The 24699-nt window shown below is 35.4% G+C and carries 23 protein-coding genes and 1 riboswitch; of the genes, 2 read left to right on the top strand and 21 right to left on the bottom strand.

Translation table 11 applies throughout. From position 1 onward, the window contains the following. Positions 1-230 precede the first annotated feature (230 nt). From MKX78_RS15350 to MKX78_RS15390, 9 genes are all read right to left on the bottom strand, one after another. Complete coding sequence (locus tag MKX78_RS15350; RefSeq protein WP_307313029.1) at positions 231-1199, bottom strand: YpdA family putative bacillithiol disulfide reductase; 969 nt, start codon at positions 1197-1199, stop codon at positions 231-233. Positions 1200-1319: 120 nt separating this feature from the next. Further along, on the bottom strand, positions 1320-2597 hold the full coding sequence (locus tag MKX78_RS15355; RefSeq protein WP_095373653.1) for a Glu/Leu/Phe/Val family dehydrogenase: 1278 nt from the start codon (positions 2595-2597) through the stop codon (positions 1320-1322). 363 nt (positions 2598-2960) lie between these two features. After that, positions 2961-3539, bottom strand: coding sequence for an adaptor protein MecA (locus MKX78_RS15360; RefSeq protein WP_095372731.1), 579 nt, complete (start codon positions 3537-3539; stop codon positions 2961-2963). 35 nt (positions 3540-3574) lie between these two features. Next, complete coding sequence (locus MKX78_RS15365) at positions 3575-4396, bottom strand: metallophosphoesterase (protein ID WP_307313028.1); 822 nt, start codon at positions 4394-4396, stop codon at positions 3575-3577. A gap of 312 nt (positions 4397-4708) precedes the next feature. Then, positions 4709-5167, bottom strand: coding sequence for a YpbF family protein (locus MKX78_RS15370; protein WP_095372729.1), 459 nt, complete (start codon positions 5165-5167; stop codon positions 4709-4711). A gap of 62 nt (positions 5168-5229) precedes the next feature. Beyond that, positions 5230-5955, bottom strand: coding sequence for a LysM peptidoglycan-binding domain-containing protein (locus MKX78_RS15375; protein WP_095372728.1), 726 nt, complete (start codon positions 5953-5955; stop codon positions 5230-5232). Beyond that, complete coding sequence (locus tag MKX78_RS15380; protein ID WP_095372727.1) at positions 5952-6542, bottom strand: CPBP family intramembrane glutamic endopeptidase; 591 nt, start codon at positions 6540-6542, stop codon at positions 5952-5954. The genes MKX78_RS15375 and MKX78_RS15380 overlap by 4 nt, the downstream gene beginning before the upstream one ends. Continuing rightward, positions 6532-8034 carry a RecQ family ATP-dependent DNA helicase gene (locus tag MKX78_RS15385; protein WP_322909561.1) on the bottom strand — a complete coding sequence of 501 codons (1503 nt, stop codon included), beginning with the start codon at positions 8032-8034 and terminating at the stop codon, positions 6532-6534. Before MKX78_RS15385 ends, MKX78_RS15380 begins: the two co-directional genes overlap by 11 nt. Further along, positions 8034-9089, bottom strand: coding sequence for a helix-turn-helix domain-containing protein (locus MKX78_RS15390; protein WP_322909562.1), 1056 nt, complete (start codon positions 9087-9089; stop codon positions 8034-8036). The genes MKX78_RS15385 and MKX78_RS15390 overlap by 1 nt, the downstream gene beginning before the upstream one ends. 312 nt (positions 9090-9401) lie before the next feature. Between MKX78_RS15390 and MKX78_RS15395 the strand changes: the two genes are divergently transcribed. Next, a complete protein-coding gene (locus MKX78_RS15395) occupies positions 9402-9650 on the top strand; it encodes a ferredoxin (protein ID WP_095372725.1) in 249 nt (82 codons plus the stop codon). A 302-nt stretch (positions 9651-9952) separates the two neighbouring features. On the opposite strand, the gene MKX78_RS15400 is transcribed toward MKX78_RS15395, so the two are convergent. Next, positions 9953-10537: an ECF transporter S component gene (locus MKX78_RS15400; RefSeq protein ID WP_341051548.1), complete on the bottom strand. Its 585-nt coding sequence runs from the start codon at positions 10535-10537 to the stop codon at positions 9953-9955. Between the two features lie 158 nt (positions 10538-10695). Beyond that, a riboswitch (FMN riboswitch) is annotated at positions 10696-10861 on the bottom strand. A 262-nt stretch (positions 10862-11123) separates the two neighbouring features. Between MKX78_RS15400 and serA the strand changes: the two genes are divergently transcribed. Further along, positions 11124-12698 carry a phosphoglycerate dehydrogenase gene (gene serA / locus MKX78_RS15405; RefSeq protein WP_341051549.1) on the top strand — a complete coding sequence of 525 codons (1575 nt, stop codon included), beginning with the start codon at positions 11124-11126 and terminating at the stop codon, positions 12696-12698. A gap of 150 nt (positions 12699-12848) precedes the next feature. Here the strand turns inward: serA and MKX78_RS15410 are convergent, their stop codons facing one another. The 11 genes from MKX78_RS15410 to MKX78_RS15460 all read right to left on the bottom strand — a co-directional run bounded on the left by MKX78_RS15410 (position 12849) and on the right by MKX78_RS15460 (position 24694). Continuing rightward, positions 12849-13661, bottom strand: a complete 813-nt coding sequence (locus tag MKX78_RS15410; protein WP_095372722.1) for a histidinol-phosphatase — start codon at positions 13659-13661, stop codon at positions 12849-12851. A 205-nt stretch (positions 13662-13866) separates the two neighbouring features. Beyond that, a complete protein-coding gene (locus MKX78_RS15415; protein WP_370873268.1) occupies positions 13867-14514 on the bottom strand; it encodes a peptidoglycan DD-metalloendopeptidase family protein in 648 nt (215 codons plus the stop codon). A 297-nt stretch (positions 14515-14811) separates the two neighbouring features. After that, positions 14812-16110: a hypothetical protein gene (locus tag MKX78_RS15420; RefSeq protein ID WP_341051551.1), complete on the bottom strand. Its 1299-nt coding sequence runs from the start codon at positions 16108-16110 to the stop codon at positions 14812-14814. Continuing rightward, entirely contained in the window at positions 16085-16636 is a 552-nt protein-coding gene (gene sigX, locus MKX78_RS15425; protein ID WP_095372719.1) for an RNA polymerase sigma factor SigX, read from the bottom strand. The genes MKX78_RS15420 and sigX overlap by 26 nt, the downstream gene beginning before the upstream one ends. 406 nt (positions 16637-17042) lie before the next feature. Beyond that, complete coding sequence (locus tag MKX78_RS15430; RefSeq protein WP_307313015.1) at positions 17043-18818, bottom strand: ATP-binding protein; 1776 nt, start codon at positions 18816-18818, stop codon at positions 17043-17045. Beyond that, positions 18815-19531 carry a response regulator transcription factor gene (locus MKX78_RS15435; protein ID WP_095372717.1) on the bottom strand — a complete coding sequence of 239 codons (717 nt, stop codon included), beginning with the start codon at positions 19529-19531 and terminating at the stop codon, positions 18815-18817. Before MKX78_RS15435 ends, MKX78_RS15430 begins: the two co-directional genes overlap by 4 nt. A 122-nt stretch (positions 19532-19653) precedes the next feature. Beyond that, the gene (gene ccsB / locus MKX78_RS15440) at positions 19654-20841 is read right to left on the bottom strand and encodes a c-type cytochrome biogenesis protein CcsB (RefSeq protein ID WP_095372716.1); all 1188 of its coding nucleotides are present in this window, start codon (positions 20839-20841) and stop codon (positions 19654-19656) included. 2 nt (positions 20842-20843) lie between these two features. After that, a complete protein-coding gene (gene resB, locus MKX78_RS15445) occupies positions 20844-22487 on the bottom strand; it encodes a cytochrome c biogenesis protein ResB (protein WP_095372715.1) in 1644 nt (547 codons plus the stop codon). A gap of 19 nt (positions 22488-22506) precedes the next feature. Beyond that, positions 22507-23031 (bottom strand): thiol-disulfide oxidoreductase ResA, encoded by a 525-nt coding sequence (gene resA, locus MKX78_RS15450; RefSeq protein WP_307313012.1) that lies wholly within the window; start codon positions 23029-23031, stop codon positions 22507-22509. A 134-nt stretch (positions 23032-23165) separates the two neighbouring features. Continuing rightward, positions 23166-23897 (bottom strand): 23S rRNA pseudouridine(2605) synthase RluB, encoded by a 732-nt coding sequence (rluB, locus tag MKX78_RS15455; RefSeq protein ID WP_095372714.1) that lies wholly within the window; start codon positions 23895-23897, stop codon positions 23166-23168. A 266-nt stretch (positions 23898-24163) separates the two neighbouring features. Further along, positions 24164-24694: a spore maturation protein gene (locus MKX78_RS15460; RefSeq protein ID WP_095372713.1), complete on the bottom strand. Its 531-nt coding sequence runs from the start codon at positions 24692-24694 to the stop codon at positions 24164-24166. Positions 24695-24699 lie beyond the last annotated feature (5 nt).

Consider the following 24699-nt stretch of genomic DNA (forward strand, 5'->3'; position numbering starts at 1 on the left):
GAAGTCTACTGAGTTGATCGCTCACTCCTTTGGCAGTTTATGAAGATCATAATGATAGTACGCCACAAAATTTCAACATATGGAAAAATCATCCTAGACAAAAGGCAAAAAATATTGACAAAGTGATGCAACATCATTTGAAAACCCGAACAAAGCAAAGCACCATTAAAGAGTGTTTTGCATAAAGTTCGGGTTTACTTAAGCTCATATTCTCGTCTGAACTTGTTTGATTATTGTTCTTTCTCTTTAATCGCTTTGGCAATCATTTCTCCATGATGCCTACCATTCTCGATAAATATTTCATTGGCATTATTACCCGCAGCAATCACGCCAGCAATATATATACCTTCTACATTGGTCTCCATTGTTTCAGGATGATGTTCAGGTTTTCCGGTCTCTTCGTCTTTTTTAATGCCTATTGATTGTAAAAATGGATGATCTGGATGATAACCAGTCATGGCAAAGACAAAATCATTCGCGATTTCCTTAATTTTCCCTTCTTTCTCATAGACAACAGAAGTTGCTCTTATTTCCTGGACATTCGCATTAAATTCCATTTGAATATTCTCATGGCGAACAAGTGAATCAAACTGCGGTAAAATCCACGGCTTAACGCTTTTTGAATATTCATCGCCCCGATAGAGAACCGTCACATTTGCCCCAGCCTTTTCTAATTCAATGGCCGCATCAACACTGGAGTTTTTCCCACCAATAACAACAACATCTTTATTAAAAAACGGATGGGCTTCTTTAAAGTAATGAAAGACTTTATCTAAATCTTCACCAGGGACCCCCATATAATTTGGTTGATCATAATACCCAGTTGCAACAATAACATAAGAGGATTGATATTCCGCTTTATCTGTTTGCACAGAGAAGTCATTATCTTTTTTCTTTATGATGCTTTCAACCTTTTCATATGCATTGACATTGATTGCTTTCCGTTTAACCACTTCTCTATAATAGGTAAGTGCTTGATTTCTATTGGGTTTATGTTCAACCGTTACAAACGGTATATTACCAATTTCTAATTTTTGACTGGAACTAAAGAAAGTTTGATGAGTCGGGTAACGATAAATGGCATTAACAATGTTTCCCTTCTCAATGACTAAAACATCTTTCCCTAACTCTTTTAAACAAATGGCTGCGGCTAATCCACATGGTCCACCACCAACCACAATCGCATCTTTTTTATTCATGATGATCCACCTCTTGGACTGACCCGTATGATATTTTATATATGTAGAATTGAAAAAAATCTCCTAATGTATATAATAGGAGATTTTTTACCTTCTTTCAAATGTAAGAAATTGCGAAAATTAAATCCAACCTCTAAATCTTGATGCTTCAGCCATTTTACGTACACCAACCATATACGCAGCTAAGCGCATATCTACTCTACGTGTTTGAGCGGTTTCATAAATATTATTGAATGATTTCACTAGAATTTTTTCTAATTTTTCTTCTACTTCTTCTTCAGACCAGTAGTAGCCTTGGTTATTCTGCACCCATTCAAAATAAGAAACTGTTACACCACCGGATGATGCAAGCACATCAGGCACAAGAAGAATATCTCTTTCTGTTAATATTTGTGTCGCTTCTAATGTTGTTGGGCCATTCGCTGCCTCTACTACAATACTTGCTTTAATATTATGTGCGTTTTCCTCAGTAATTTGGTTTTCAATTGCTGCAGGAACCAATACGTCACATTCGAGCTCGAGTAGCTCTTTATTCGAAATCGTCTCATTAAATAACTTTGTTACAGTTCCAAAACTATCACGGCGATCAAGTAAATAATCAATATCTAAACCATTAGGGTCATGAAGGGCACCGTATGCATCAGAAATACCCACAACTTTTGCGCCTTCATCATGCATAAACTTTGCTAAGAAGCTACCTGCATTACCAAAACCTTGTACAACCACGCGAGCACCCTTTAAATTAATACCCTTTTTCTTGACTGCTTCATGAATACAGATCGTAACCCCTTTAGCTGTTGCTGATTCCCTACCATGAGAACCACCAAGTACAAGTGGTTTACCAGTAATAAATCCCGGGGAATTAAATTCATCCATTCTGCTATATTCATCCATCATCCAGGCCATAATTTGTGAATTTGTAAATACATCTGGAGCTGGAATATCTTTTGTAGGACCAACAATTTGGCTAATCGCTCTAACATACCCTCTACTTAATCTTTCAAGCTCACGGAAAGACATATCTCTTGGATCACAAACGATACCGCCTTTACCTCCGCCATATGGTAGATCGACTATACCGCATTTTAAGCTCATCCATATAGATAGTGCCTTCACTTCTTTTTCTGTTACATTAGGGTGAAAACGAATTCCCCCTTTTGTAGGACCGACTGAATCATTATGCTGAGCACGGTAACCAGTAAAAATTTTCACCGTCCCATCATCCATCCTAACAGGAATTTTCACTGTTAATAAACGCATTGGTTCTTTCAACAGTTCAAAAACCTCTTCTGGATATCCAAGTTTCTCCAACGCTTTGTGGATTACGATTTGAGTTGACTTCAAAACATCCATTTTATCTTCTTGATTCGTATGATCAGTACCTTTATCGGCCACTATTTGAAACCTCCTAGAAAAATTCACATTCTTTAGTTGTCCGCTTTCAAGACATAGTATACACCTTTACTCTATTTATGCAAGGAGAAAAAGCAATTTTTTCTTATTTTTATGTAAACGCTACCAAAGCTATAATATTACGTATTTTCCTTATTTTCAAAAATATTTACATCTATTTTATTTTGCCTTTATTAGCTGATTTCATTCATAAAATACTCATATGTATTTATCGAGTTAAATTGAATTAATCTCATCGATAAGCTCCATATTACATCCTATTCCCAAAGAACTAATACGATAAACATCAAGGCACCTGAATATTCAAACAAATAGGATCACTTAAATCCTATTTGCTTGAATGTACCATTATTTAAAATAGTGTTCGATCTTTTCTAATGCATGGTCTCTAATTAATTCTTTTCCGTATTCTTTAATAATATATAAACTAACAAAAGAAACGGTACCATATTCAGCTAAAATTGAAATCAGTTTTTCTTCCGCTTGTTTTCTATTGCCTTCAATCAATACATAATAAAGTCCGTTATACACATATAATGAATTTACCACTTCTTCTTTCCATATTTTCCGGTGACTTAATGAAATAATATTCTCAAAATCATGAAATTCATATAAAATATAATCTTGTTTGTCTACATCTACTTGAAAATCAATGATTCCATCCTTAAGCCATTCTTCTTCTACTTCTTCTTGTATCGTTACAATCATAACCATTCCTTGTATTTGCATTGAAAAAATCTCGATACTGATTGTGCCATATATATCAAGGTCAAATTCTTCACTTGCTTCCTCAAGCATATCTTGAAAAAGCTGATGCCATTTTAAAGAGTCCTTCCAAATATCTTCCTTTGACAAGCCTCTCTCAAACAAATCATCTAAAGTAAGCAAAATTTTAATTTTATTATCATTCAAACGCTCCAATTGCATTTCTTCTGCCCCCTGCCCAGAACCGACTCTTGTGATTAGTGTATGGTATATACTTTAGTTGGTGAGTCGTCCTTAACATTTCCTTCTAAACTTGGATATAAAGAAAGAATATGTGTTTGTGCAGGTGCGCCTAGCCTTAAAGGCAAGGCTGTTGTCCCATAACCATTACTTACAAAATAAGGTATACCGTTCTTATATTTCATCCCACCTTTTTCATAAGGTCCCCAGTTTAAGATACGGATTTGCCCACCATGGGTATGTCCTGACATCATAAACGAAATTTGATATTCTGGTAATAAATAGTCAACAATACCAGGGTCATGGCTCATGAGAATACGACAGCCATTCCCAGCATCCTCAATTGCAAGATCAATCTGGTCTCTTTCCCTACTAAAATCATCTGTTCCAAGTAACACGATACGTTTACCATCTGAGCCTTCAAAACTGACTGCTGAATTATCAAGAATTTTCACTCCGAGATCTAATAGCAATGCATCTAGCTCATGAAAATCCACTTCATAATCATTATTCCCCCATACAAAATAAGTCGGAGCAATAGAAACAAGGTTTTCTATATTCCGTTTCGTCCTTGCCAAAGGTACTCCCTTTTCTGTTAAATCACCGCCTATGCAAACGATATCCACCTTTCTATCTTTAACAGCTTGAATCAACTTTCCTGATAGCTCTCTACGATGGATATCAGAAATAAAAAAAATGTTCAATCCTGCAAGACTCTCTGGGAAACCTTGTATGGCAACCTTTCTCACTTCAATTGTATCTTTATGTGCTTCCTTATACATATAAACGACGACCCCAACGGAAATAAACAGTAATGCACCTGCTAAAATAATATACATGACTCCACCTCATCTATATGTACTAAAATTTAAGTTAGTCAATAAAAAAAGGATGCTCTATAAACGAACAACCTAAATATCATTTATTTCGCTTCTACAAACCTTATATTTCATGTGAACTTGCCCGATTGTCGCTATGATGACTTGAATCACCGTTAGTTGTTCTGTAAGTTCTTAGATTTTCAAATGATTCATGTCATGCAATCGCAAACTGGGGTAGGTTTTAGTCAGCAGTTCCTCTTCATTTCTCTGCTTCTTCATTCGTATGAGATAGGTTTAAATGTCTTTACTCCCTATGGCTTTGAACTATGATTATTTGTTCTCATGAAACAGATTAATATCATAATTTTTTTTCATCATATTAAAGACATGATGTCTATTTTTCCACTCATCCTCTTTTTTCCACAAGTCCTTACTCTTATCGATGATCTCGCATCTAAGTGCATGATATTCTTTTTCCGCTTTATCACGCTTCTGTTGTAACAGGACCATATATCCATAAAAGCCAATCAACGTTACCATACTGTATAAATTGAATGGATGATTAATATAAACAGAAAAAACAGAAGCAAATGAATAGGAATAAGGTAAATAAAATTGATAATACACAAAAATCACATAAGCAAATGATAGAAATACAACTAGCCACATAATAACCAAATGCCACTCTTTCAAGTGATCATATTTCGCTTTTCTTTCAACTACTTTTTGAAGCATTTGTCTCGTTGCTTGGTCTGTTCTTTCATCTAGTTGATTAATTGCTGTTTCCATAAAATCCCCCCAGTCATAGCTATGCTTGCCCACATTATATGATTGGAGGAGTGGATTCATGACTAGTCGAGGGGAATCCTTAATACTTGGCCAACGTAAATTTCCTCAGATGGCAAATTATTAGCAGCCTTAATTTTTGCAATCCCATCAGGTGACTTATAATAATTCATAGCGATTCTATACATTGTTTCTTGTGATTGAACCGTATGCTGAACAACTTTTGTTGCTTGTTTTTTTGCTTCCTCTTCTTTCGCCTTTTGTTCTGCTAATTCCTTCTCTTTTTGTACAGCTTCTTCTCGTGCTTTCTTTTCAGCCTCTTCCTTTTCTTTTTTGGCTGCTTCTTCTTTTGCTTTCTTCTCTGCTTCCTCTTGTTTTTTTCGTTCAGCTTCTTCTTGTTCTTTTAATTTTGCCTCTTCAGCTGCTTTCTCCTTTTCTTGTTCTTCCTTATCTTCTTCCTTATCATCAGGGGCGGCTGCAACATTTTGTGATGACCCATTATTACTGCTATTTGATATACCAACAGTTTCAAAATCTTCTTTTTCTGCTGAAGTTGAAGACTGATCAGCTAGCATAGGAACAAGATAATAAACAGACAAAGCCACTATTGGTACCATAATAAAAAATGCTGCAAGTAAACGAATGAGTGGGTAGTCCAACTTTTTATCCACTGTTTGTTTTTCTTTAGTACTGCTGATCTCCGCCATTGACAACTCTTCACTAACATTTACTTTTTGTAATCTTTGGCGATCTCTCTTTGCCTTCTCCCGATATGATGCCTCTCTATTCATCTATCTTCCCTTCCTGCTCTTTGACTTTTATATATATATAACCCCAATAAACAATCAATAATAAAGTGCATAATAATTGTCGCTAACAAATTACCAGTTAATTCATATATCCAACCAATGAAGAAACTCAATAAAACGACATTTAAAAATAAGAACCATTGAAATAAATAACGATAATGGACAAGAGCAAAGATTAAACTAGTCACTATCAACCCAAAGTGAGTTTGCAGCACACCTCTAAATAACACTTCCTCACTAAAGGCAATAATTAACGTAATTACTACGATATGGGCTGGTGATAGTGAGCTGAATATCCTTATATTTACCCCACCATCATTATAATAGGAGGGAGGTAGGACCCGCATCCCTATTATATCAAGCATGACAATGACTAATCCTGATAATATACCAATCGCAATAGATGGTCCATCCCATTGAAATAGCGCAAAAAAAGAATCCCATGAATGAAAGAGAAATAGGCCAATAACCAATGCAATGAAAAGTAATAACACTTGTGTTAAATATAAATGAAATCTTAATTCTTTATCAGATAACAAACGAATGGTTTCTTCATATTTACTCTTCATTTTTGGATGTCTCACTTAATAAAATGTCTTGTAGGATCTCTTCCCAATTTTCATATAAAGGCATTATCCCTAGCTCTTCAGTTTGCAGATCAGGGTAGTTGCTACCATTACAATGATCGCAGCATTCTCCTATATTTAATGTCGGCTCTTCACCAAAATAGTGTAAGATTTTTTCTCGCCTACATGTGGAACTATGAATATATTGATAAACAGTTTGAATGGCTCCTAATTTAAGCTGGAATTGTTTATTCATAATCACCTTTAGTTCATCTAAGGAACTTGCCTCCTTATGATCAAGGATAGCATTACGATGAAAATCCTTTAATATTCGCATAGATGTTTCACTAAGATTAGCAATTACTGTTAAATCCTCTTCGTATTTTTCTAACTCCCACCACCTTAGGGAATCTGTTAAAAAAAAACGTTTTAAATTCTCCATTTGACTATCATTAATTAGTTCTGATTCTACCAACTGCATCGGCAGCTGTTCATCAAAAGGTGCATATAACAGTAAAGCAAGACTAGGCTTGCCATCTCTCCCAGCTCTACCAATTTCCTGTAAATATGATTCCATATTCATTGGCATATGAAAATGAATAACATAACGAATATTTTCTTTATTAATCCCCATGCCAAATGCACTTGTTGCACATATCACATCGAGTTGGTTATGAATGTATTGTTGCTGAATAAGTATTCTTTCTTCATGATTCAATCCGCCATGATAGATGCTCACTCTTTTTATCCCATTCTCTTTTAATGATTGTGCACAAACTTCTGCCGTTTTTTTACTAGAAAAATAAATAATACCTGGACCATGTAAAGCTCTTACCCTCTTAATTAACACATCGATTTTCTCTTGATAGCTTTCAACTTTCTCAACATGTAAAGAGATATTTGGTCGGTCAACTGAATAAAGAATATCAATACTGTTTTGCATGTTTAAAGATTGTTTAATATCCTGTTTCACCTTATCAGTTGCCGTAGCCGTTAACGCCAATATAGGCGGATGTCCTAACTCCTTCATTACAGAGCCAATAGCTAAATAGTCCGGTCTGAAATCATGTCCCCATTGAGAAATACAATGAGCTTCATCGACAACAAGTAATGTAATATGAAGCTCACTCAATCTCTCCATGAATAATTTTGATTGCAGCATTTCAGGTGAAGTAAAAATAAACTTATACTGGTGCAAATTTTTAAGTGCATACATTTTTTTTTGGTAATTTAAAAAAGAATTAAATGCGATAGCCCGTTTTTCCCCAATCAATAGTAATTGGTCTACCTGATCCTGCATTAAGGAAAGAAGTGGAGAAATAATTAAAGTTGTGCCTGGGAGCATAAATGTTGGAAGTTGATAACATAAAGACTTCCCAGAACCAGTTGGGAGCATGGCTAACGTATGCTTACCGGCCACTACCGCTTTTATTGTTTCTTCTTGTCCATCTCTAAAAGACGTATAACCAAATTTTTCTCTCAGTAATTGTTTCATTATACGCTCACCGCACTTTTATGTTTAGCTAGTACAAGCCGTATCTGAAAATAGCTTGCTTCAGGAACTGATTGACGGATATATTTTAGCTGCTTTATTCCGTTCGTTGAAGTTTTTATAATGTTTCTTTGTACTTCTGGTGGAACATATACATCTATATTAAAAGACGAATCAACAATGGCCAATTCCACAATATGATCTTCAATTGTTCCTTGTTTTAATTTTCTTATTTTAATAATATCCTCAATATCGTATCCTTGATTTAAATAGATAGCTGTTTTTCTTGTTGATTGTGTTAGCTGTAACCACTCATTTGTCTCTTTTGTCTCTAATATTTGCTCGAGTAACGGATAAGAGGTGTTATTTTCTTTTACTTCAGTTAATATCATGTGAATCACATTTGTAAAATGTAACTGATAGGTTAACATTGACATTTGCAACTGTTCGGCTGCCTGCTGCTGTGTTAAGCCAATTCGATTACTTCCTGTTAACCTTAGAATGAGAATAAGAGGGTCAATTTTTTTATTCGTTAAAATTTGTTGTAACTCCTTAAACAGTTGTGTTGCCAACTCATGGCGATTGATTCTATTCCTTTGAATAAAGTTCTTTAACCAATCAAGATCAGGTTTATTATTTTGAATAGGGAGATACCTTCCGTTATATGCGACTAGGTTAGAAATTACTTGAACCATAAGAGAAAGGCGCTCCCAAAAAAGTTTGTCCATCCGGTTATATGACCAGCCATTGAGATAGCTAGGTATGATTGGTTCAGCAAACTCTTGGAGATACATATCCCCTTTTTCCGTCATTCGATAAGACCCCTCACCAAGACAAGTGACATATTTCTCCTCTAAAAGATGATCTAATATTTGATTAAATTCCTCTCTTGCCAAATGGGGTAACACATGAAAGTATTGCTTCAAGTGAAATAAATGAGCATCTTGTATTGTTTGAGATGACTTTTTGCCATTAAGCAAATGTAAAATGGCATATGCAGTTCTCTGATTCTCAATTGATTTTAGACAAAATAAGACCAATTTCTGAATAACGCTCACATTTCTCTCCCCTTTATTCATTGACTAATTAGTTTTTAGAATAGCATTTCCGTGGTGAATTTGCAGACTTTTTCGACATTATTTTAATTTTTTTTGTTGAATTTTATTGTATCATGAAACCGTTATATACGTGATAATATCAGTCAATTTTTCATCATGAACAAGATGAAAAGTCCCACCATAGACTATTCTAGATGGTAGATTTTTATTGAAATGTTTACAAGACAGATTTACAATAGAACATGTGGTAAGTGTTTCGGCAGATATTTTCGTGCTTTAACATGAAAAAGATTTTAAATAGGAGGTTATTCCATGGCGAAGTATACAATTGTTGACAAAGAAACATGTATTGCTTGTGGCGCATGTGGTGCGGCAGCTCCAGACATTTATGATTACGATGATGAGGGCATCGCATTTGTAACACTAGATGATAATGAAGGAATTGTTGAAATTCCCGATGTTCTTATAGAAGATATGATGGATGCATTTGAAGGCTGTCCAACTGACTCAATAAAAGTCGCAGACGATGCCTTTGATGGTGATCCGTTAAAATACGAATAGAACAAAAAGAAATCTAATTGTAAAAAAAGAAAACGAGTAAATCCTATTTTAGGGATTTGCTCGTTTTTTCTATGAGCTACAGGGAATCACATACTCGTATACTCATTCGAATAAAAATCGTTCCCTTCATCAATTATCCAGTTGGAATTAAAATAGTAGTTATCGAGGATTGCATATGAGTTCATTGGTGCTTTTACGAATGATGTAATATGATGGATAAGAGTGACAATTCTACTTAAGCGGCATAAAATTATATATTAAAAGGCATCTAACTTTTCAAAGTTAGATGCCTCCTTTATAAATTAAGCAATCGTATTTAGCGATCTTTGTTTATTAATCCAATTACTCATCTTAGCAAATACAAGCATAAATACCGATGCCATTAAAATTCCTTTAATAAAGTTAAAAGGTAGAATAAACATGACTGCAGTTGAACGCATTTCTGTTCCTGACATAGCGGGCATATTTAAAAACATTGTATAGGCAGGTAAAAAGACGAAATAATTAAGCAAACTCATGGATACAGCCATTACACTTGTGCCAATGATTAATCCTATTGTCATACCTTTTTTGGATTTCATCTTTGTATAAACATAATAGGTTGGCAAAATAAATAATAAACCTGCTACAAAGTTAGCAATATGACCAACAGGTACACCAGTAGCACTTCCCGTCATAAAATAATCCAACACATTTTTAAACAATTCGACCAGTATTCCCGCAATCGGACCAAATATTAACGCAGCCACTAAAGCAGGGATATCACTAAAGTCAATCATCAAAAAGTTCGGAAACGGTGGTAATGGAAAGTTTAACAACATAAGAATATACGCGATACTACTCAACATACCGATTGCAACAAAAGCTTTGACATTTAACTTCTTCAATTTTCCTCTCTCCTTTTAGGCTATCTCTCCTATAGAAGAAAGGTTCAGCAAATAAGCGTCTTTGCATAACAAAACCCTCAAGTAAACTTGAGGGAGAATTGAACAAAGACATTCTTAATAAACGTTCTTGTAGTGTATACTTTGAACGTTAGCAGAACCTCCATCTTCTCCCATCCAGACTTTACTGTCGGCTTTGGATTCTCACCAAATCCTGCCCAATACAAACGCTTCGTGCTAATTGCACTCCACTTTTAGGCTCGCGGGCTTAAAGTATAAATACTTATCACCGCCGGTCGGGAATTTCACCCTGCCCCGAAGATAGACCATATTTATTTGACAACTTCATTATACTGAAAAATAATTCATTTGTGAAGCCTAAAATAGTAAATATCTCGAATTAAAAACATTCCTTTCATTATGCACATTTGTCTTCAGGAGATAAAATTTTCTTTCCACGAAGATCGTTTTATTTTACTACATTAAAGCGTTTCCATTTTAAACACAAACAATAAATCCAATTGACAGAATAATATTCGTCTTGTAAAATAATCAGATAATTAAGTAACCAACTTAGGAGGGTTCATACATGTATCAAATATTAGTGGCTGATGCCATTAGTGAAGAAGGCTTATACCCTTTACTTAACGACACAAATGCTGAAATTATTCAAAAGAAAACCGACGATCCCGAGGTTGATTTATCAACTATTGAGGCTTTGTTAGTACGGAGTGCCACGAAAGTAACGGATGAATTAATGGCGGAGATGCCAAAGTTAAAAATTATTGCAAGAGCAGGTGTGGGTGTCGATAATATTGATGTTCCAGCAGCAACTAAAAGAGGCATTATCGTCATAAATGCACCAGACGGAAACACAATTTCTACGGCAGAGCATACTTTTGCTATGATGGCCTCCCTTATGAGAAATATTCCTCAAGCACATAGCTCAGTTAAGAATTTGGAATGGAAAAGAAATCAGTATGTAGGTACTGAACTATTCGGTAAAAGTCTTGGTATTGTTGGTATGGGAAGAATCGGGAGTGAAATCGCCAAGCGAGCAAAAGTATTTGGTATGAGTGTGTTAGTATTCGATCCCTTTTTAACGAAAGAACGTGCAGCAAAACTCGGTGTAGAATCTAGTACATTAGATGAAATACTGCAAAGATCTGATATTATTACGGTTCATACTCCACTTACACCTGAAACAAGAGGGATTATCAATGAAGAGGCATTGAAAAAAACAAAAAAAGGCGTTCGCTTACTTAACTGTGCCCGTGGTGGTATCATTGATGAGCAAGATTTAGCTAAATATGTGGCTAATGGACATGTTGGAGGAGTTGCATTAGACGTATTTGAAACTGAACCACCTGGTGAACACCCACTTTTGAAATATGAAAATGTCATTGTAACGCCACATTTAGGTGCGTCAACAAAAGAAGCACAATTAAATGTAGCAACACAAGTTGCTCAAGAAGTTCGGACTTACTTTGAAGGAAATCCAGTATCTAATTCAATTAACTTACCAGCTATCTCCAAAGACATTTATGAAAAAATACAACCTTTTTACCAAATCTCTAAACAAATCGGAAATATTTTAACTCAATGTGTTAAAGAAGGGGTACATGAACTCTCTATTACTTACTCTGGTTCAGTGACAGATTTAGAAACTGCATACTTAACAAAAGCAATGCTGTCCGGTTTCTTCAAAGGTAGAATTGACGTTAACGTGAATGAGGTTAATGCATTACTCACTACAAAAGAGCGTGGTATCACTGTTGGAGAAAAGATTTCCACCGATGCATTTGGCTATGACAACTGCATTTCGGTCACAGCAAAAGGAGAAGAAAATGCATTTACAGTTAGAGGAACCTTTATTGATCATTATGGGCCAAGAATTGTCTATTTAAACGGGTTTAATATTGACTTCTTACCAGAAGGTAACCTTCTTTATATTCAACATATGGACAGACCTGGTGTTATTGGCCACGTAGGTCAAGTCCTTGGCGATCACCATATTAATATTGCCACAATGCAAGTAGGTCGTAAACAAGCAGGTGGAGAAGCGATTATGGTGCTAGCTTTTGACAAACCACTAAGTGACAAAGAGCTTTCCTTATTGAACAACTTAGATGAGATTGTTTCTATTAATCCTATTATTTTATAATTCCTTTTTGTAGAGAGTGGCCCTCAGTCGACCACTCTTTTTTATATTTAGGATAAAAGTAAAAGTCATTCACAACACAAACAGATTCCAATTAGAACCTGTTCATTTTATGAATGACTTTTTTAAATTGAGCACTATTCATCATTATTCCTAGCCTAAAGGGTATTCTTTACGTTCACCTTTTGAAAAAGTCATGATGGATGAATATCCAATTTCTTTTGCTAATGCAAGCGATTGATCAAAGTCTGCACCAACATGCTCGGGAAAATGAGCATCAGACGATAGAACGATTGGTATATTCTTCTCAAAACATTTTCGTAATAATCTTGGATCTGGATATAGCTCACCCACAGGTTTTCTTAAACCAGCACTACTAATTTCCACGCATGTTTTTGATTGTGCTAAAGCATCAGTTGCTCTTTCATATTGTTCTAATAGAAACTCTTCATCCTGAGGAACATACTTAAAAATCTTCACTAAGTCAATATGGCCGACAATATCAAATAGATTAGATTGAGCCAAAGTAACTATCTGATCATAATATTTACGATATACATCATAAAGATCGCGTCGTTCCCATTCCTTTTTGTACTCAGCTAAATCTATGCCAAAGTCACCTACCCAATGGACAGAGCCAATCACATAATCAAAATCATATGATTGAATGAATTTCTCCATTTCCTTATGCTTTCCAGGTGTATAATCCATTTCAATGGACATTTTTACATCTATTTCTTTATTCCATGCTTGGTGAAATAATGATACATAATCCTTCATATCATAATATCGTCTTTCATTTACCCATTTATTTTGCAGAATATCTGCCGTTTGGTAAAAGTGATAAGCATGTTCAGAAATACCAAATGAACCAATATTTTTATTATTAGCCGCGTTTGTAAATTGTTCTAAATAGTCTAATGTAAGTGTACCGTTCTCTAAATGATTATGATAATCCGTTAACATTTTGCCTGCCTCCTCAATTGTATGTAACAATTATACGCCTTAAAAGAGGCATGGACAATGAGATTTAACTATTTTTTTAGAATAATCAATACTTAAATGGCGTCAAATTATTTTGATTGAAAAAAGATGCGATTTTTTAAAAAAATACAACCTTTTCATTTATTTTCATATTACATGTACGTACCTTGTATGTATTCCTTTCAATTTAGGGAACCTGTAATATTTGATTAGGATATATGTTTTCTGTCCGCAATCCATTCTTATTTACCAATTCTGCTACCGTCACATTATACCTTTCACTAATCGACCATAACGTATCTCCTGTTTTCACTTCATACGTATCCATATGAGGTCCGTTCATTTTTCCTGAAACAAGTATCGTATCCTCATCGTGATTAAATACTAAAAAAGGATCAAGCGCATTCTCCTTAGAAAAGGTCCATTCGTTTGCGTGAACTTCAAAATGCAAATGAACCCCTGAGGAATCACCGGTATTCCCCATCTCTCCTATTGTATCGCCTGCTGAAATCACTTCACCTTCAAATACTAAACGCTTTTTCAAATGAGCATAAATGGTTTCTGTATCGTTATGATGCTGTATAAACACAACATTACCATATGTATCAGAGTAATATGATCTTGTAACTACTCCACTATCCACTGAGTGAATAGGTGTACCTATCTCTGCAGCAATATCAATCCCTTTATGATGTCCTCCTCTAGTTCCATATGTATCTGTGATGACCCCTTCTACTGGCCATACCCAATTTTTTGTTTTTTCTGGCCAAGAGTCTGCTAAAGCATTTTTTTCACTACTGAATATTAAAAAAAGAAAACATATACTTCCGAACATGAATAAACGGCTTACTTTATACTTCAAAACTTTGCCTCCTATAGCGGTTATATTATATAGACAAATTAATTACTCTATGATTACGACAAATCCTGCCAAAAAACACATCCATTACTATGTACGAGTTTTTTAAAAATATGTATATAAAAATAAATTTTTCTTTTTTTAATGTAGCACCTTATTTTAAAATTATAGTTATGAGTGTTTTACTTTTTTCAATATTACCTTTGTCAAAAACGAAAAAAAGTTGGTAATATTAGACTTTTACAGTCATAATTACCAACTCTTTATTCTTTCTTATGGTAAATCCCTTTTATTAGGTGCTACCGGCACTTGAATTTCTTTTTCTAAATCAAACCGACCAATTTGATCAATTTCGGTATTTTCCAACTTAACCTCATTATATTCAAATTCCTTGGCTGTTAATAGAATCGCTTCAATCGTATATAAAGTTTCCTCATCATTCTTTATATCGGCATCATCTTCAAAAGTAATTAATAATTGTTCATCGGAAACGACTTCCGTTTCAAAGTCTATGTCATTAGGTATAGAAGCTTTCAGGTTATAAGTTTCAATCCCTTTTTTCATTGCTGCAAAAGCATCTGTCACTGAGTTTATTTTTTCTCTAAACGGAACAAGGAAAGGCGTTGTCCATTCTTCGTTAGGATAGTAAAAATAGTAAGCAGATTTATTAGACGTATCAACTTGATCTATTTCTTCTGTAAAGCCTTCATTTCCCATCTCTAGCCCTTGTTCACCATCTGTTAATAAATCGATTTTCTCTATATTAAAATCAGCCATCATATCCGTTAATATTTCTTTTATTGCTTCTGATTGACTGCTTGATGAAATATTTGTTGCAGCAGGAAAATCAACTGCAAGCACTTGATTTGAAGTATCATAATGAAAGTCCGCATTAAATGGGTTTAGCTCCCCTAACCCCCATTCAGCTTCTTTTAAATCTGACATATGATTAATGAATAATTCCATTTTAGAAAGATCTGCTTCTTTATTTACCATCACACTAATGGGAATAAAATTTTGAACATTATGATCCGGTATAGAATAAGTTAAAACTTCCTCTTGATCTTTAATATCTTCCGCATAGACTGCAGTTGGTTCAATTTGCTGTGTCACTGGTTGCTCATTATTATCATTGGCATTGGCCTCTTCTGACTGGTCATTTTGAGCATAAATTTCATCCGTCTGATCTATATCTTCTTGCGGAGTTACTTCTTCATCCTTTACTATGACTTCCGTATTTTCTTGCGTATGATTACTCTCGTCATTTGTTATCTCATCGTTTACTTCCTTTTGTTGAGTCGCATTCGATGCCAATTGATTCTCTTGCTCGCTATCATCTATATTACTTCCGGCTGAATCTTGAAAATTGATCATGGTCGGAACGAGAATACATAACAATAAAACAGCAACTGCAGAAGCTACAGATGGGGTTAACCACCTTTTTCTTTTCTTCTGCTCTTTAAATATCATCATTTGTTGATACATATCTTGCTTACTTATGTGGTTAGTAATTTTAGGAAGTTGTTTCAATAGTTCTTCGATGTGATCATCTTTCCAATCTTGTTTTTTCACTATTTAACCCCTCCTTTTCCCACATGTCAGACATGTTTTTCTTCAGAGCCTTTAATGCTCTGTGTTGCGTAGTTTTCACTTTACTTTCCGTCCAGCCTAGAGTTGCTGCCGTCTCAGCAATGGATAGTTCTTGAATATATCTCATTATAATAACCGTTCGTTGGTCCACTGAACACTTCTCCATGCACCGATATATCATTTGGATTTCCTGACTCTGCATAACTACTTCCTCTGGCATAGGGTGTTCATCTTTAATCTGTTGCTTTGACCAATCAAATTTTTCAATTATTTTTTGTTTCCAGCCTTTTTGTTTTCTAAATGAATCAATGGCCACATTCCTTGCAATTGAGAATAGCCATGTTTTTTCACTACTCTTGCCTTCGAATTTATCATATGACTTCAAAACTCTTATATATACTTCTTGCATAAGATCTTCTGCCAGCTCTCGATCTCTCACCATATAGAATAAGAATTGAAATACATCCTGATGGTATTTTGTATATAATTCATCGAAAACGGAGTCCAATAACTTCCCCTCCCCGTTCATAAATAATAGTCGTTATTAGAATTAAAAAAGTTACACTCTAACTATAGTATTAATGAAATTAAAATGGAAGGGTTTCTTTAGGAAATCTCTTTTTGCTTATTTCGCTTCTGTTTTCTGACATGAATGGTTTGCCAAATGCACATCGATTGTCTGAATCATCACATATCCAGCTCTTTTATACTTGTTAGAGATAAAATTCAAAAGAAGGCCTTATATTAATCCCATGTGGTATTGACATTCATACGTAAACAGGAATAAAAAAACCGAACACGCACTCTTAATTAGGAGTTCATGTCCGGTTTTTTTGAATCGCAGTTACTATATTTCATTTTTATGATTGGAATGTTCCTTATGAATCAAGAGAATTCGTCAAGAATAGCGCTGACTATTCATGACTTTTCGGAAGAAAGATGGAAAATGTCGTACCATGTCCAATTTTACTCTGAACAGTGATTTGACCTTTATGGGTATCGACAATATTTTTGGCAATTGCGAGGCCAAGCCCTGTTCCAGATCTTCCTCTTGTTCGTGCTTTATCTGCTTTATAAAACCTTTCAAATACAAATGGCAAATCTTCTTCTGGAATTCCAGATCCAGAATCAACAACCTCTATCATTAGCCCTTTTTCGTTACTACGTTGAACGACAGTGACTTGTCCACCTTCAGGAGTATGTCTAATAGCATTATCTATCAGATTGGTCAAGACTTGCTCCATCCGATCAGGATCAAAGCTTGCCCAAACCCCTTTATCTTCCAATGACTCAGCTAATATAATTTTCTTTTCAGCCGCCAGTCTTTGAAACTTTCTAGTAACTTTTAGAATAAATGATTTTACTTCTACAGCTTCACGAATAAGCTGAATATGGCCAGCTTCCATCCTTGCGATATCTAGTAGTTCATTCACAAGTCTACTCATTCTTAACGATTCATCATAAATAACTTTAGCCATTTCTTTCTTTTCATCCTCAGTACCAGCGATGTCATCGACAATTGCTTCACTATACCCTTGCATTAAAGCAATTGGTGTCCGTAATTCATGAGAGACGTTGGCGATAAAATCTTTGCGTAATTTATCAAGTTGTCGTTCCTCTGTCATATCACGGATAACTGCAACAGCACCCCGAATATAGGTTTCATTATATAAAGGACTAATAATCATTACCCACGTTCGCCCTTGAATATTTACTTCACCTATACTTTCACTTTCTGTATTTACAGCTGTTTGGAACAACTCCATTACATAAGCAGGTACACTATTAGTGAGACCATCTTCACGTTCATAGGACCAATTACGCAGAAAACGGTCTGCGGGTGGATTTGTTATCACAATTTCACCATCTTTACTAAAGGTGAATACACCATCTGCCATACTGCTTAAAATACTAGATAATTGTTCTTTCTCTTGACTTAAAGCATCAATATTATATTTCAACTGCCGGCCCATCCGATTAAAGGTAATCGCTAAATCACCTATTTCATCTTTAGAAAGATAAGGTACTTTTGTATCAAAATTCCCTCGTGATGCTGCTGTGACGGCTTCTTTCATTTTTCTAAGTGGTGCAGTAATCCTCGTTGACAAGAAGAAGGCAAAAATAGTTGTTAAAATAATCGCTACCCCAGCGGCTAATAAAGTAAACTTAGTTGTTGACTCTGTTGTTTCTTGCATAACCTCCAAAGATTGATATATAAATACTGCACCATCACTTTCATTTGAAGGCGGAAGTGGGACCCCGCTAATCAGTATATCAGGATTATCTATATTTCCTTCTCCACCATTTGTTAAATAAGAAGACACCTTAGTAACTGATTCATTTTTTGTAAAAACAGCTTTTAAATCTGGGTCACCATGTAAATAGGATAGTGGCAACTCGAATGTTTGACTTTCATTGGGAGAATAGTACACTTGATCATCAGCAATAATAATTACTTTTGTCACTTCATCCACTAGCTCCCAAGCAATTTCCAGTCCTATTTCACGATCATGTTTTTCCAAGATCATTGCTATTTTATTGGCAGTTGCCTTCAATCCCTTTTCTGTTTGATCAATATGATAATTCTCAAAGAATTGCAGCAACATAACCGTTAAAATAAATAAGACAAAGGAGACCAGTATAAGAAAAGTTGCCCATAGTTTCCCTACAACACTATGCCATAACCTCATTCATTTACAACCTCAAACTTATAACCCACTCCCCAAACAGTAACAATCATTCTAGCGGCTTGCTCTGATACTTTGTTTAATTTTTCTCGCAACCTTTTTACATGTGTGTCTACTGTACGCAAGTCACCAAAGAATTCATAATGCCATACTTCTTTTAGTAACTGTTCACGATCAAATACTTTATCTGGTGCTTTAGCCAAAAAGTAAAGCAGCTCATATTCTTTAGGAGTCAAGCTGACTTCTTTACCATCTGCTAATACACGGTGAGCATCATTGTCTATTGTTAAATAAGGAAAGACAATGATATCTTTAGCAGTTGTTTCTGGTGGGACGTAAGAAGATTTAGACGACCTTCTTAGCAATGCCTTCACTCTTAAAACCACTTCTCTAGGACTAAAGGGCTTGACGATATAATCATCTGTACCTACTTCAAATCCTTGGACGCGATTTACTTCCTCACCTTTTGCCGTAAGCATAATGATTGGTGTTGTTTTCTTTTCTCTTATTTCTTTACAAACTTCTATCCCATCTTTACCTGGCATCATTAGATCTAAAAGAATGACATCATATTCATTTGTTAGGGCTTTATCTAGTGCCTCGTCACCATCTTCTGCTTCTTCAATAACATAGTCTTCTCTCTCTAAATACATTTTTAATAATCGGCGAATTCTCTCTTCATCATCAACAACTAAAACTTTTACTTCATTATCCATTTATAGCACTCCTTTAGAATGAAGATTATTTTCATAGAAAAAAGCCTTCACTCCACTACATGTGAAGTGAAGGCATAAAATCTAGCACTACCTTAATGCTCAATTCTATTTTAGCAAAATTTTCACGATCCTGCATAGGAATGCAACCCGGCAATAACTAAGTTGACAACAATTAAGTTAAACATGATAATAATAAACCCAATTACACCGAGCCAAGCAGATTTTTTACCATGCCAACCTTTTGATAATCTGAGGTGGAGGTATGCTGCATAGAATAACCAAGTAATTAATGCCCACACTTCTTTAGGATCCCAGCCCCAAAATCGCGACCAAGCGATCTGTGCCCATATCATGGCAAAAATTAACGCTCCTAATGTAAACACCGGAAAACCAATTAGGACAGATCGGTAACCTACTTCATCGACTAAATCTAAATTTACTCTCTTCGTTAGTGGTTGCAAGGCTAGCGTCATTCGTTTTCTAACAAATAACCTAAATAGCAAATAGAGAATTGCTCCTGTAAACAATGACCATAAAACAGTATTTAACTTTTTGGCATTAATGATACCAGGAGTCTCCACCAATGGGCTAAATTTATCCGGCGTTAAATGTTCACCTTCATGAGGCCCAACGAGAGCAGGTAAGTGATATTCTAACGTTTCTTCTACATTATTATTATCAACCCAATGAAACTCTGACTTATAGCCTGTTGCCCCAAATACGGAAGAAATGATAATAAAACCTAGTGTACAGACAACTCCAAAGAGAACAACTTCTAACCAGATTGCCTCTTTTGTTTTTTTCGTATGATCCACTGCTTTGATTAAATAGATTAAGCCAGCAACAAAGCTAATCGCTAAAATCGCTTGTCCTAACGCTGCTGTTGTTACATGGATATGAAGCCAATTACTTTGAAGAGATGGGACCAATGGTGTAATGTCCCTTGGGAACATGGCAGCATAACCAATAAGGAGAAGTGCCACTGGTAATGTAAATAACCCAAGGGCAGGAAGCTTATAAACAAAATAAATGACAATAAACGCCCCAACTAAACACATGCCAAAGAATGTTGTAAACTCAAATAAATTACTTACTGGTGCATGTCCAGCTGCTATCCATCTTGTAATAAAATAACCTACTTGACATATAAATCCGGCAATCGCTATCGTAACACCTATTTTTGCCCACTTATTTGGTCCATGATCTTTTTCTCTTGCTTTCTTGTCCTTAATCGAACCGGCAAAAAAAGCCGTGCCTACTAAATAGAGCAAAAAGGCGATAAATAATAAATTTCCACTTAATGCAACCATTATTACTCCTCCTTACCCTTCTTATTTGTTGTTTCATCTGATTGGTCAATCGGTTCTTGAATACCACTACCATCAAATACATGGGTGATCTCTCTCTTAAGTCCGTGCCAATTTTTATTTGTATGACCCGCAACTAAAACTTGATCTCCTAACCTTCTAACCCATATTCTGCGATGGTTCCAGTATGCACCTTGCACGACACCAATCATGAAGATGAGACCACCTATAGCTAGAATAGGAAGTGTTAAGTCTTTTCTTACGGTCAAAGCACTAACATTTTGCGTGTCTACTCCTTTAAAGGCCATCTTTAAGTCATTATCACCATATGGTTCAATCGTTTGTTGTATAGCAACGAAGCTAACTTCTCCATCAGGATGTTCGGGTGAGAACATTTTAAAGATAAACGCTGGGTTGTTCGGCACGCGTGATTTCGTGACTGGCTCTGAATTTTCATCAAATTCAAAATCAGGGAAATAGCTCATTAGCTCAACACTGTATCCATTTTCAAATGTATATTCATCTTGTGGGTTATGTAAATCAATCGTCATTTGACCAAATTCTTCATTTGTTTCTTTATTCGTTAAAGCAAACGACATTTCGCTTAGCTCACCTAGTTTATAGCTTTGTTGATAAAGAGCAAACTGTTCAAACTTTAAAGGTTCATTTACCCTTAATTCATAGTCTTCTACCTTTTCTAGTTCTGGGTCTTGCCCTGCAATTGTTTCTCCAGATTCTTTGTAAAGACTCACATTTGTTTGAAAGTTCTTCGCGACTGTACCATTGTTTTCTATCGCTGTTGAAAACGCTTCATTTTCTTTTTCTTTTTCATAAGTTTCTAGAATAAATTCGTGATTTTCCAGATAATACTCGCCTTTTGTTTCTGGGATAACGACTGTTTCACCTTCACGGATCCATAGCAATTCGTCAACATACATTCCTGGCACAAAACGCAACATGCCTCCAATTAAAAAAATGATCAACCCAATATGGTTTATATAAGGGCCCCATCTTGAAAATCGATTTTTCTCAGCAAGTATACTCCCATTCTCTTCTCTTATGTTGTAGCGTTTTTCCTTTAGTTTCGCCTTGATTTTCTCAAATGAATCCTCTTCTACAGAAGCCAAGGTTGTAGCTCTATATAATCTTTGGCGTTTTAAAAACCCTTCATGCCGATCGACTCTTTGTTTTTTCAAGGCACGGTATAGAGGTACGACACGATCAAGACTACATATAACCAGAGATACGCCAATTGAAGCAATGAGCAATAAATACCACCATGAGCTATACAGGTTGTGAAATCCTAACGTATAATACACTTCCCCAGCAAACCCGTATTGATCCTCATAATAAACGGATGCATTTTCTGTAGGCGGTATATACATTTCTTGCGGGAAAATGGTACCAATTGCTGAAGCGGCTAATGTAATAATGATTAAAGTTACCCCTACTTTAACAGAAGAAAAGAAGTTCCATATTTTATCAATAATTGTTTTGTTGTACGTTTGTGACCTTCTCGCACTGCCCTCATAACGCATATCAACGAGCTTTTTACTTTTCTCTTCTTCTACTAACACACGACCGCATGATTCACATAGGACTGTACCATGAGGGTTTACATGGCCACATTCACACTTTACTTGTTTCATCATAAAAACTCCCCAATAATTACGGTTTGATTTGCGTCATAAAATCTTTTACCATTGGTTCTGTCAAAGTCCCCGTATGATATTTCACGACTTCACCTTCAGGATTAATGAGAAAAGTCGCAGGCAAAGGACCGATTCCATATGCTGCCTTTACATCTTCATTTTTATCAATGACTACCGGAAAAGTCATGCCATGTCTTTCAATAAACTTATTCACTGCTAGATTCGATTCACTTATGTTTACTGCGATTGTTTGAACCCCTTGATCTTTAAATTGTTCATATTGATTGTTGATAAATGGCATTTCTTTTTCGCAAGGCTTACACCAAGTACCCCAAAAGTTCAAAAAAACGCCTTGGCCTTTATAGTCAGATAATTGATGCTCTTTTCCATCCATATCGACTAATACAAAATCAGGAGCTTCTTTACCTATTTGTACTTTATGCACATTATCCTTATTAAAGTTTGCATATAGCGTGTAAGCAACGGCTGCAAATAGAATCACTAATATCGCTGTCCTCATAACGAGCCGTCGTTTTTTCATGAAAAATTCCTCCCAAAGTTAAGACACAAATTTTTAGCATTATTTTAACAATTTGGTATTTATTATATCACTAGTATGAAAACAGTCCTTGTAAACGGTGTGAAGGAAATGTGACAACTCTATGACTTTTTCATTTATTTACCTGTACTCTTTTTAGCTAATGCCCTAAATTGCTTTACTTCATGTGCTGTAAGTTCTCTTGCCCCGCCCGCTGAAAGTCCGTTCAATTGAAGGAATCCGTATCTTTCTCTTTTAAGCTTTTGCACTTGATGACCAACAGCCTCAAACATTCTTCTCACTTGACGGTTTCTGCCTTCGTGAATCGTTAATTCGATTATCGCTGTTTGTTTTTGTTTATCACTACTAAGCACTTTTACTCGTGCAGGAGCCGTTTTTCCATCTTCCAAGCGGACACCTCTTTGTAAATGATTTAAACTTTCTTTAGAAGGAATGCCCTTTACCTTCGCTACATATACTTTTTCAATTTCATTTCTTGGATGCATAAGCAAGTTCGCGAATTCACCATCATTCGTCAATAATAATAATCCTGATGTATCATAATCTAATCGACCCACTGGATAAATTCTTTGTTTCACATGTTCAAAGTAATCGGTTACCACTTTTCTACCTTTGTCATCCGCAACACTTGATAATACACCTCTTGGCTTATATAGAAGAAAATAAACCGGCTCTTCACCCTCAACCGGGATACCATCAACTTCGACTTTATCAGAAGGTGTCACTTTCACCCCTAATTCTTTTACAATTTTACCATTAACCTTTACACGGCCATCTACAATAAGTTGCTCCGCTTTTCTCCTAGATGCAACCCCTGCATGGGCTATGACTTTCTGTAATCTTTCCATTATCAGTCACCTCAAAATCTCTATTACTGTCCATATGAATTATGCCATAAGTTCAAGTTTTTTCAAAGAGCGCATTTTTTAACCAAATTGTACATTTTTAAACTAAGTATACAATAGTCATTCCCTTCTCTTTGAATTTGAACAGTTAGTAGGCAATTCTAACATAAAAGAAGCATTGTAGTAAGCTGTTATCACACTGCACAAAAAAAAGCCAAACAAATGATCCAAATTTGTTCAGCTTCCTCTTTTATAAATAAAAGACTACATTATGAAAAGACAAGTAATACAATAAGGATGGCAGCGATAAAACCTGCTAAGTCTGCTAATAGGCCAACTTTCAACGCATCACCCATCTTCTTAATACCGACTGCTCCAAAATAAACAGTCAATACATAAAAGGTTGTATCTGTACTCCCTTGAATGACAGATGCCATTCTTCCAATTAATGAATCTGGTCCGTGTTCAGCTATTAAATCAGTTGTCATTCCTAAGGCAGCATTACCTGATATTGGACGAATAATAGCGAGCGGGACAACATCTGCTGGAATCCCGATAGCCACAAATAATGGTCTGATGAAATCAAGAAAGTATTCTAATGCACCTGATGCTCGAAAGATAGCAATAGCTACCATCATACCTACTAAGAAAGGAATGATTGAGATAGCAATTTTAATGCCATCTTTCCCACCTTCTACAAAACTCTCATAAGTCGGTACTTTTTTAAACGTCGCGTAGACTAATATAAAACCTATAAGTACGGGAATAAACCAAAGAGAAATTAAAGATACTATTTCCATCTATC

Source organism: Cytobacillus sp. FSL R5-0569, from assembly GCF_038007265.1.
GTDB classification, from domain to species: domain Bacteria; phylum Bacillota; class Bacilli; order Bacillales; family Cytobacillaceae; genus Cytobacillus; species Cytobacillus kochii.

Bases quoted from the DNA above. Each gene is read 5' to 3' on its own strand.
- MKX78_RS15350 (WP_307313029.1), bottom strand. From the start codon at position 1,199: ATGAATAAAAAAGATGCGATTGTGGTTGGTGGTGGACCATGTGGATTA.
- MKX78_RS15360 (WP_095372731.1), bottom strand. From the start codon at position 3,539: ATGCAATTGGAGCGTTTGAATGATAATAAAATTAAAATTTTGCTTACT.
- MKX78_RS15365 (WP_307313028.1), bottom strand. From the start codon at position 4,396: ATGTATATTATTTTAGCAGGTGCATTACTGTTTATTTCCGTTGGGGTC.
- MKX78_RS15370 (WP_095372729.1), bottom strand. From the start codon at position 5,167: ATGGAAACAGCAATTAATCAACTAGATGAAAGAACAGACCAAGCAACG.
- MKX78_RS15375 (WP_095372728.1), bottom strand. From the start codon at position 5,955: ATGAATAGAGAGGCATCATATCGGGAGAAGGCAAAGAGAGATCGCCAA.
- MKX78_RS15380 (WP_095372727.1), bottom strand. From the start codon at position 6,542: ATGAAGAGTAAATATGAAGAAACCATTCGTTTGTTATCTGATAAAGAA.
- MKX78_RS15385 (WP_322909561.1), bottom strand. From the start codon at position 8,034: ATGAAACAATTACTGAGAGAAAAATTTGGTTATACGTCTTTTAGAGAT.
- MKX78_RS15395 (WP_095372725.1), top strand. From the start codon at position 9,402: ATGGCGAAGTATACAATTGTTGACAAAGAAACATGTATTGCTTGTGGC.
- serA (WP_341051549.1), top strand. From the start codon at position 11,124: ATGTATCAAATATTAGTGGCTGATGCCATTAGTGAAGAAGGCTTATAC.
- MKX78_RS15410 (WP_095372722.1), bottom strand. From the start codon at position 13,661: ATGTTAACGGATTATCATAATCATTTAGAGAACGGTACACTTACATTA.
- MKX78_RS15415 (WP_370873268.1), bottom strand. From the start codon at position 14,514: ATGTTCGGAAGTATATGTTTTCTTTTTTTAATATTCAGTAGTGAAAAA.
- MKX78_RS15430 (WP_307313015.1), bottom strand. From the start codon at position 18,818: ATGAGGTTATGGCATAGTGTTGTAGGGAAACTATGGGCAACTTTTCTT.
- MKX78_RS15435 (WP_095372717.1), bottom strand. From the start codon at position 19,531: ATGGATAATGAAGTAAAAGTTTTAGTTGTTGATGATGAAGAGAGAATT.
- ccsB (WP_095372716.1), bottom strand. From the start codon at position 20,841: ATGGTTGCATTAAGTGGAAATTTATTATTTATCGCCTTTTTGCTCTAT.
- resB (WP_095372715.1), bottom strand. From the start codon at position 22,487: ATGAAACAAGTAAAGTGTGAATGTGGCCATGTAAACCCTCATGGTACA.
- resA (WP_307313012.1), bottom strand. From the start codon at position 23,031: ATGAAAAAACGACGGCTCGTTATGAGGACAGCGATATTAGTGATTCTA.
- rluB (WP_095372714.1), bottom strand. From the start codon at position 23,897: ATGGAAAGATTACAGAAAGTCATAGCCCATGCAGGGGTTGCATCTAGG.
- MKX78_RS15460 (WP_095372713.1), bottom strand. From the start codon at position 24,694: ATGGAAATAGTATCTTTAATTTCTCTTTGGTTTATTCCCGTACTTATA.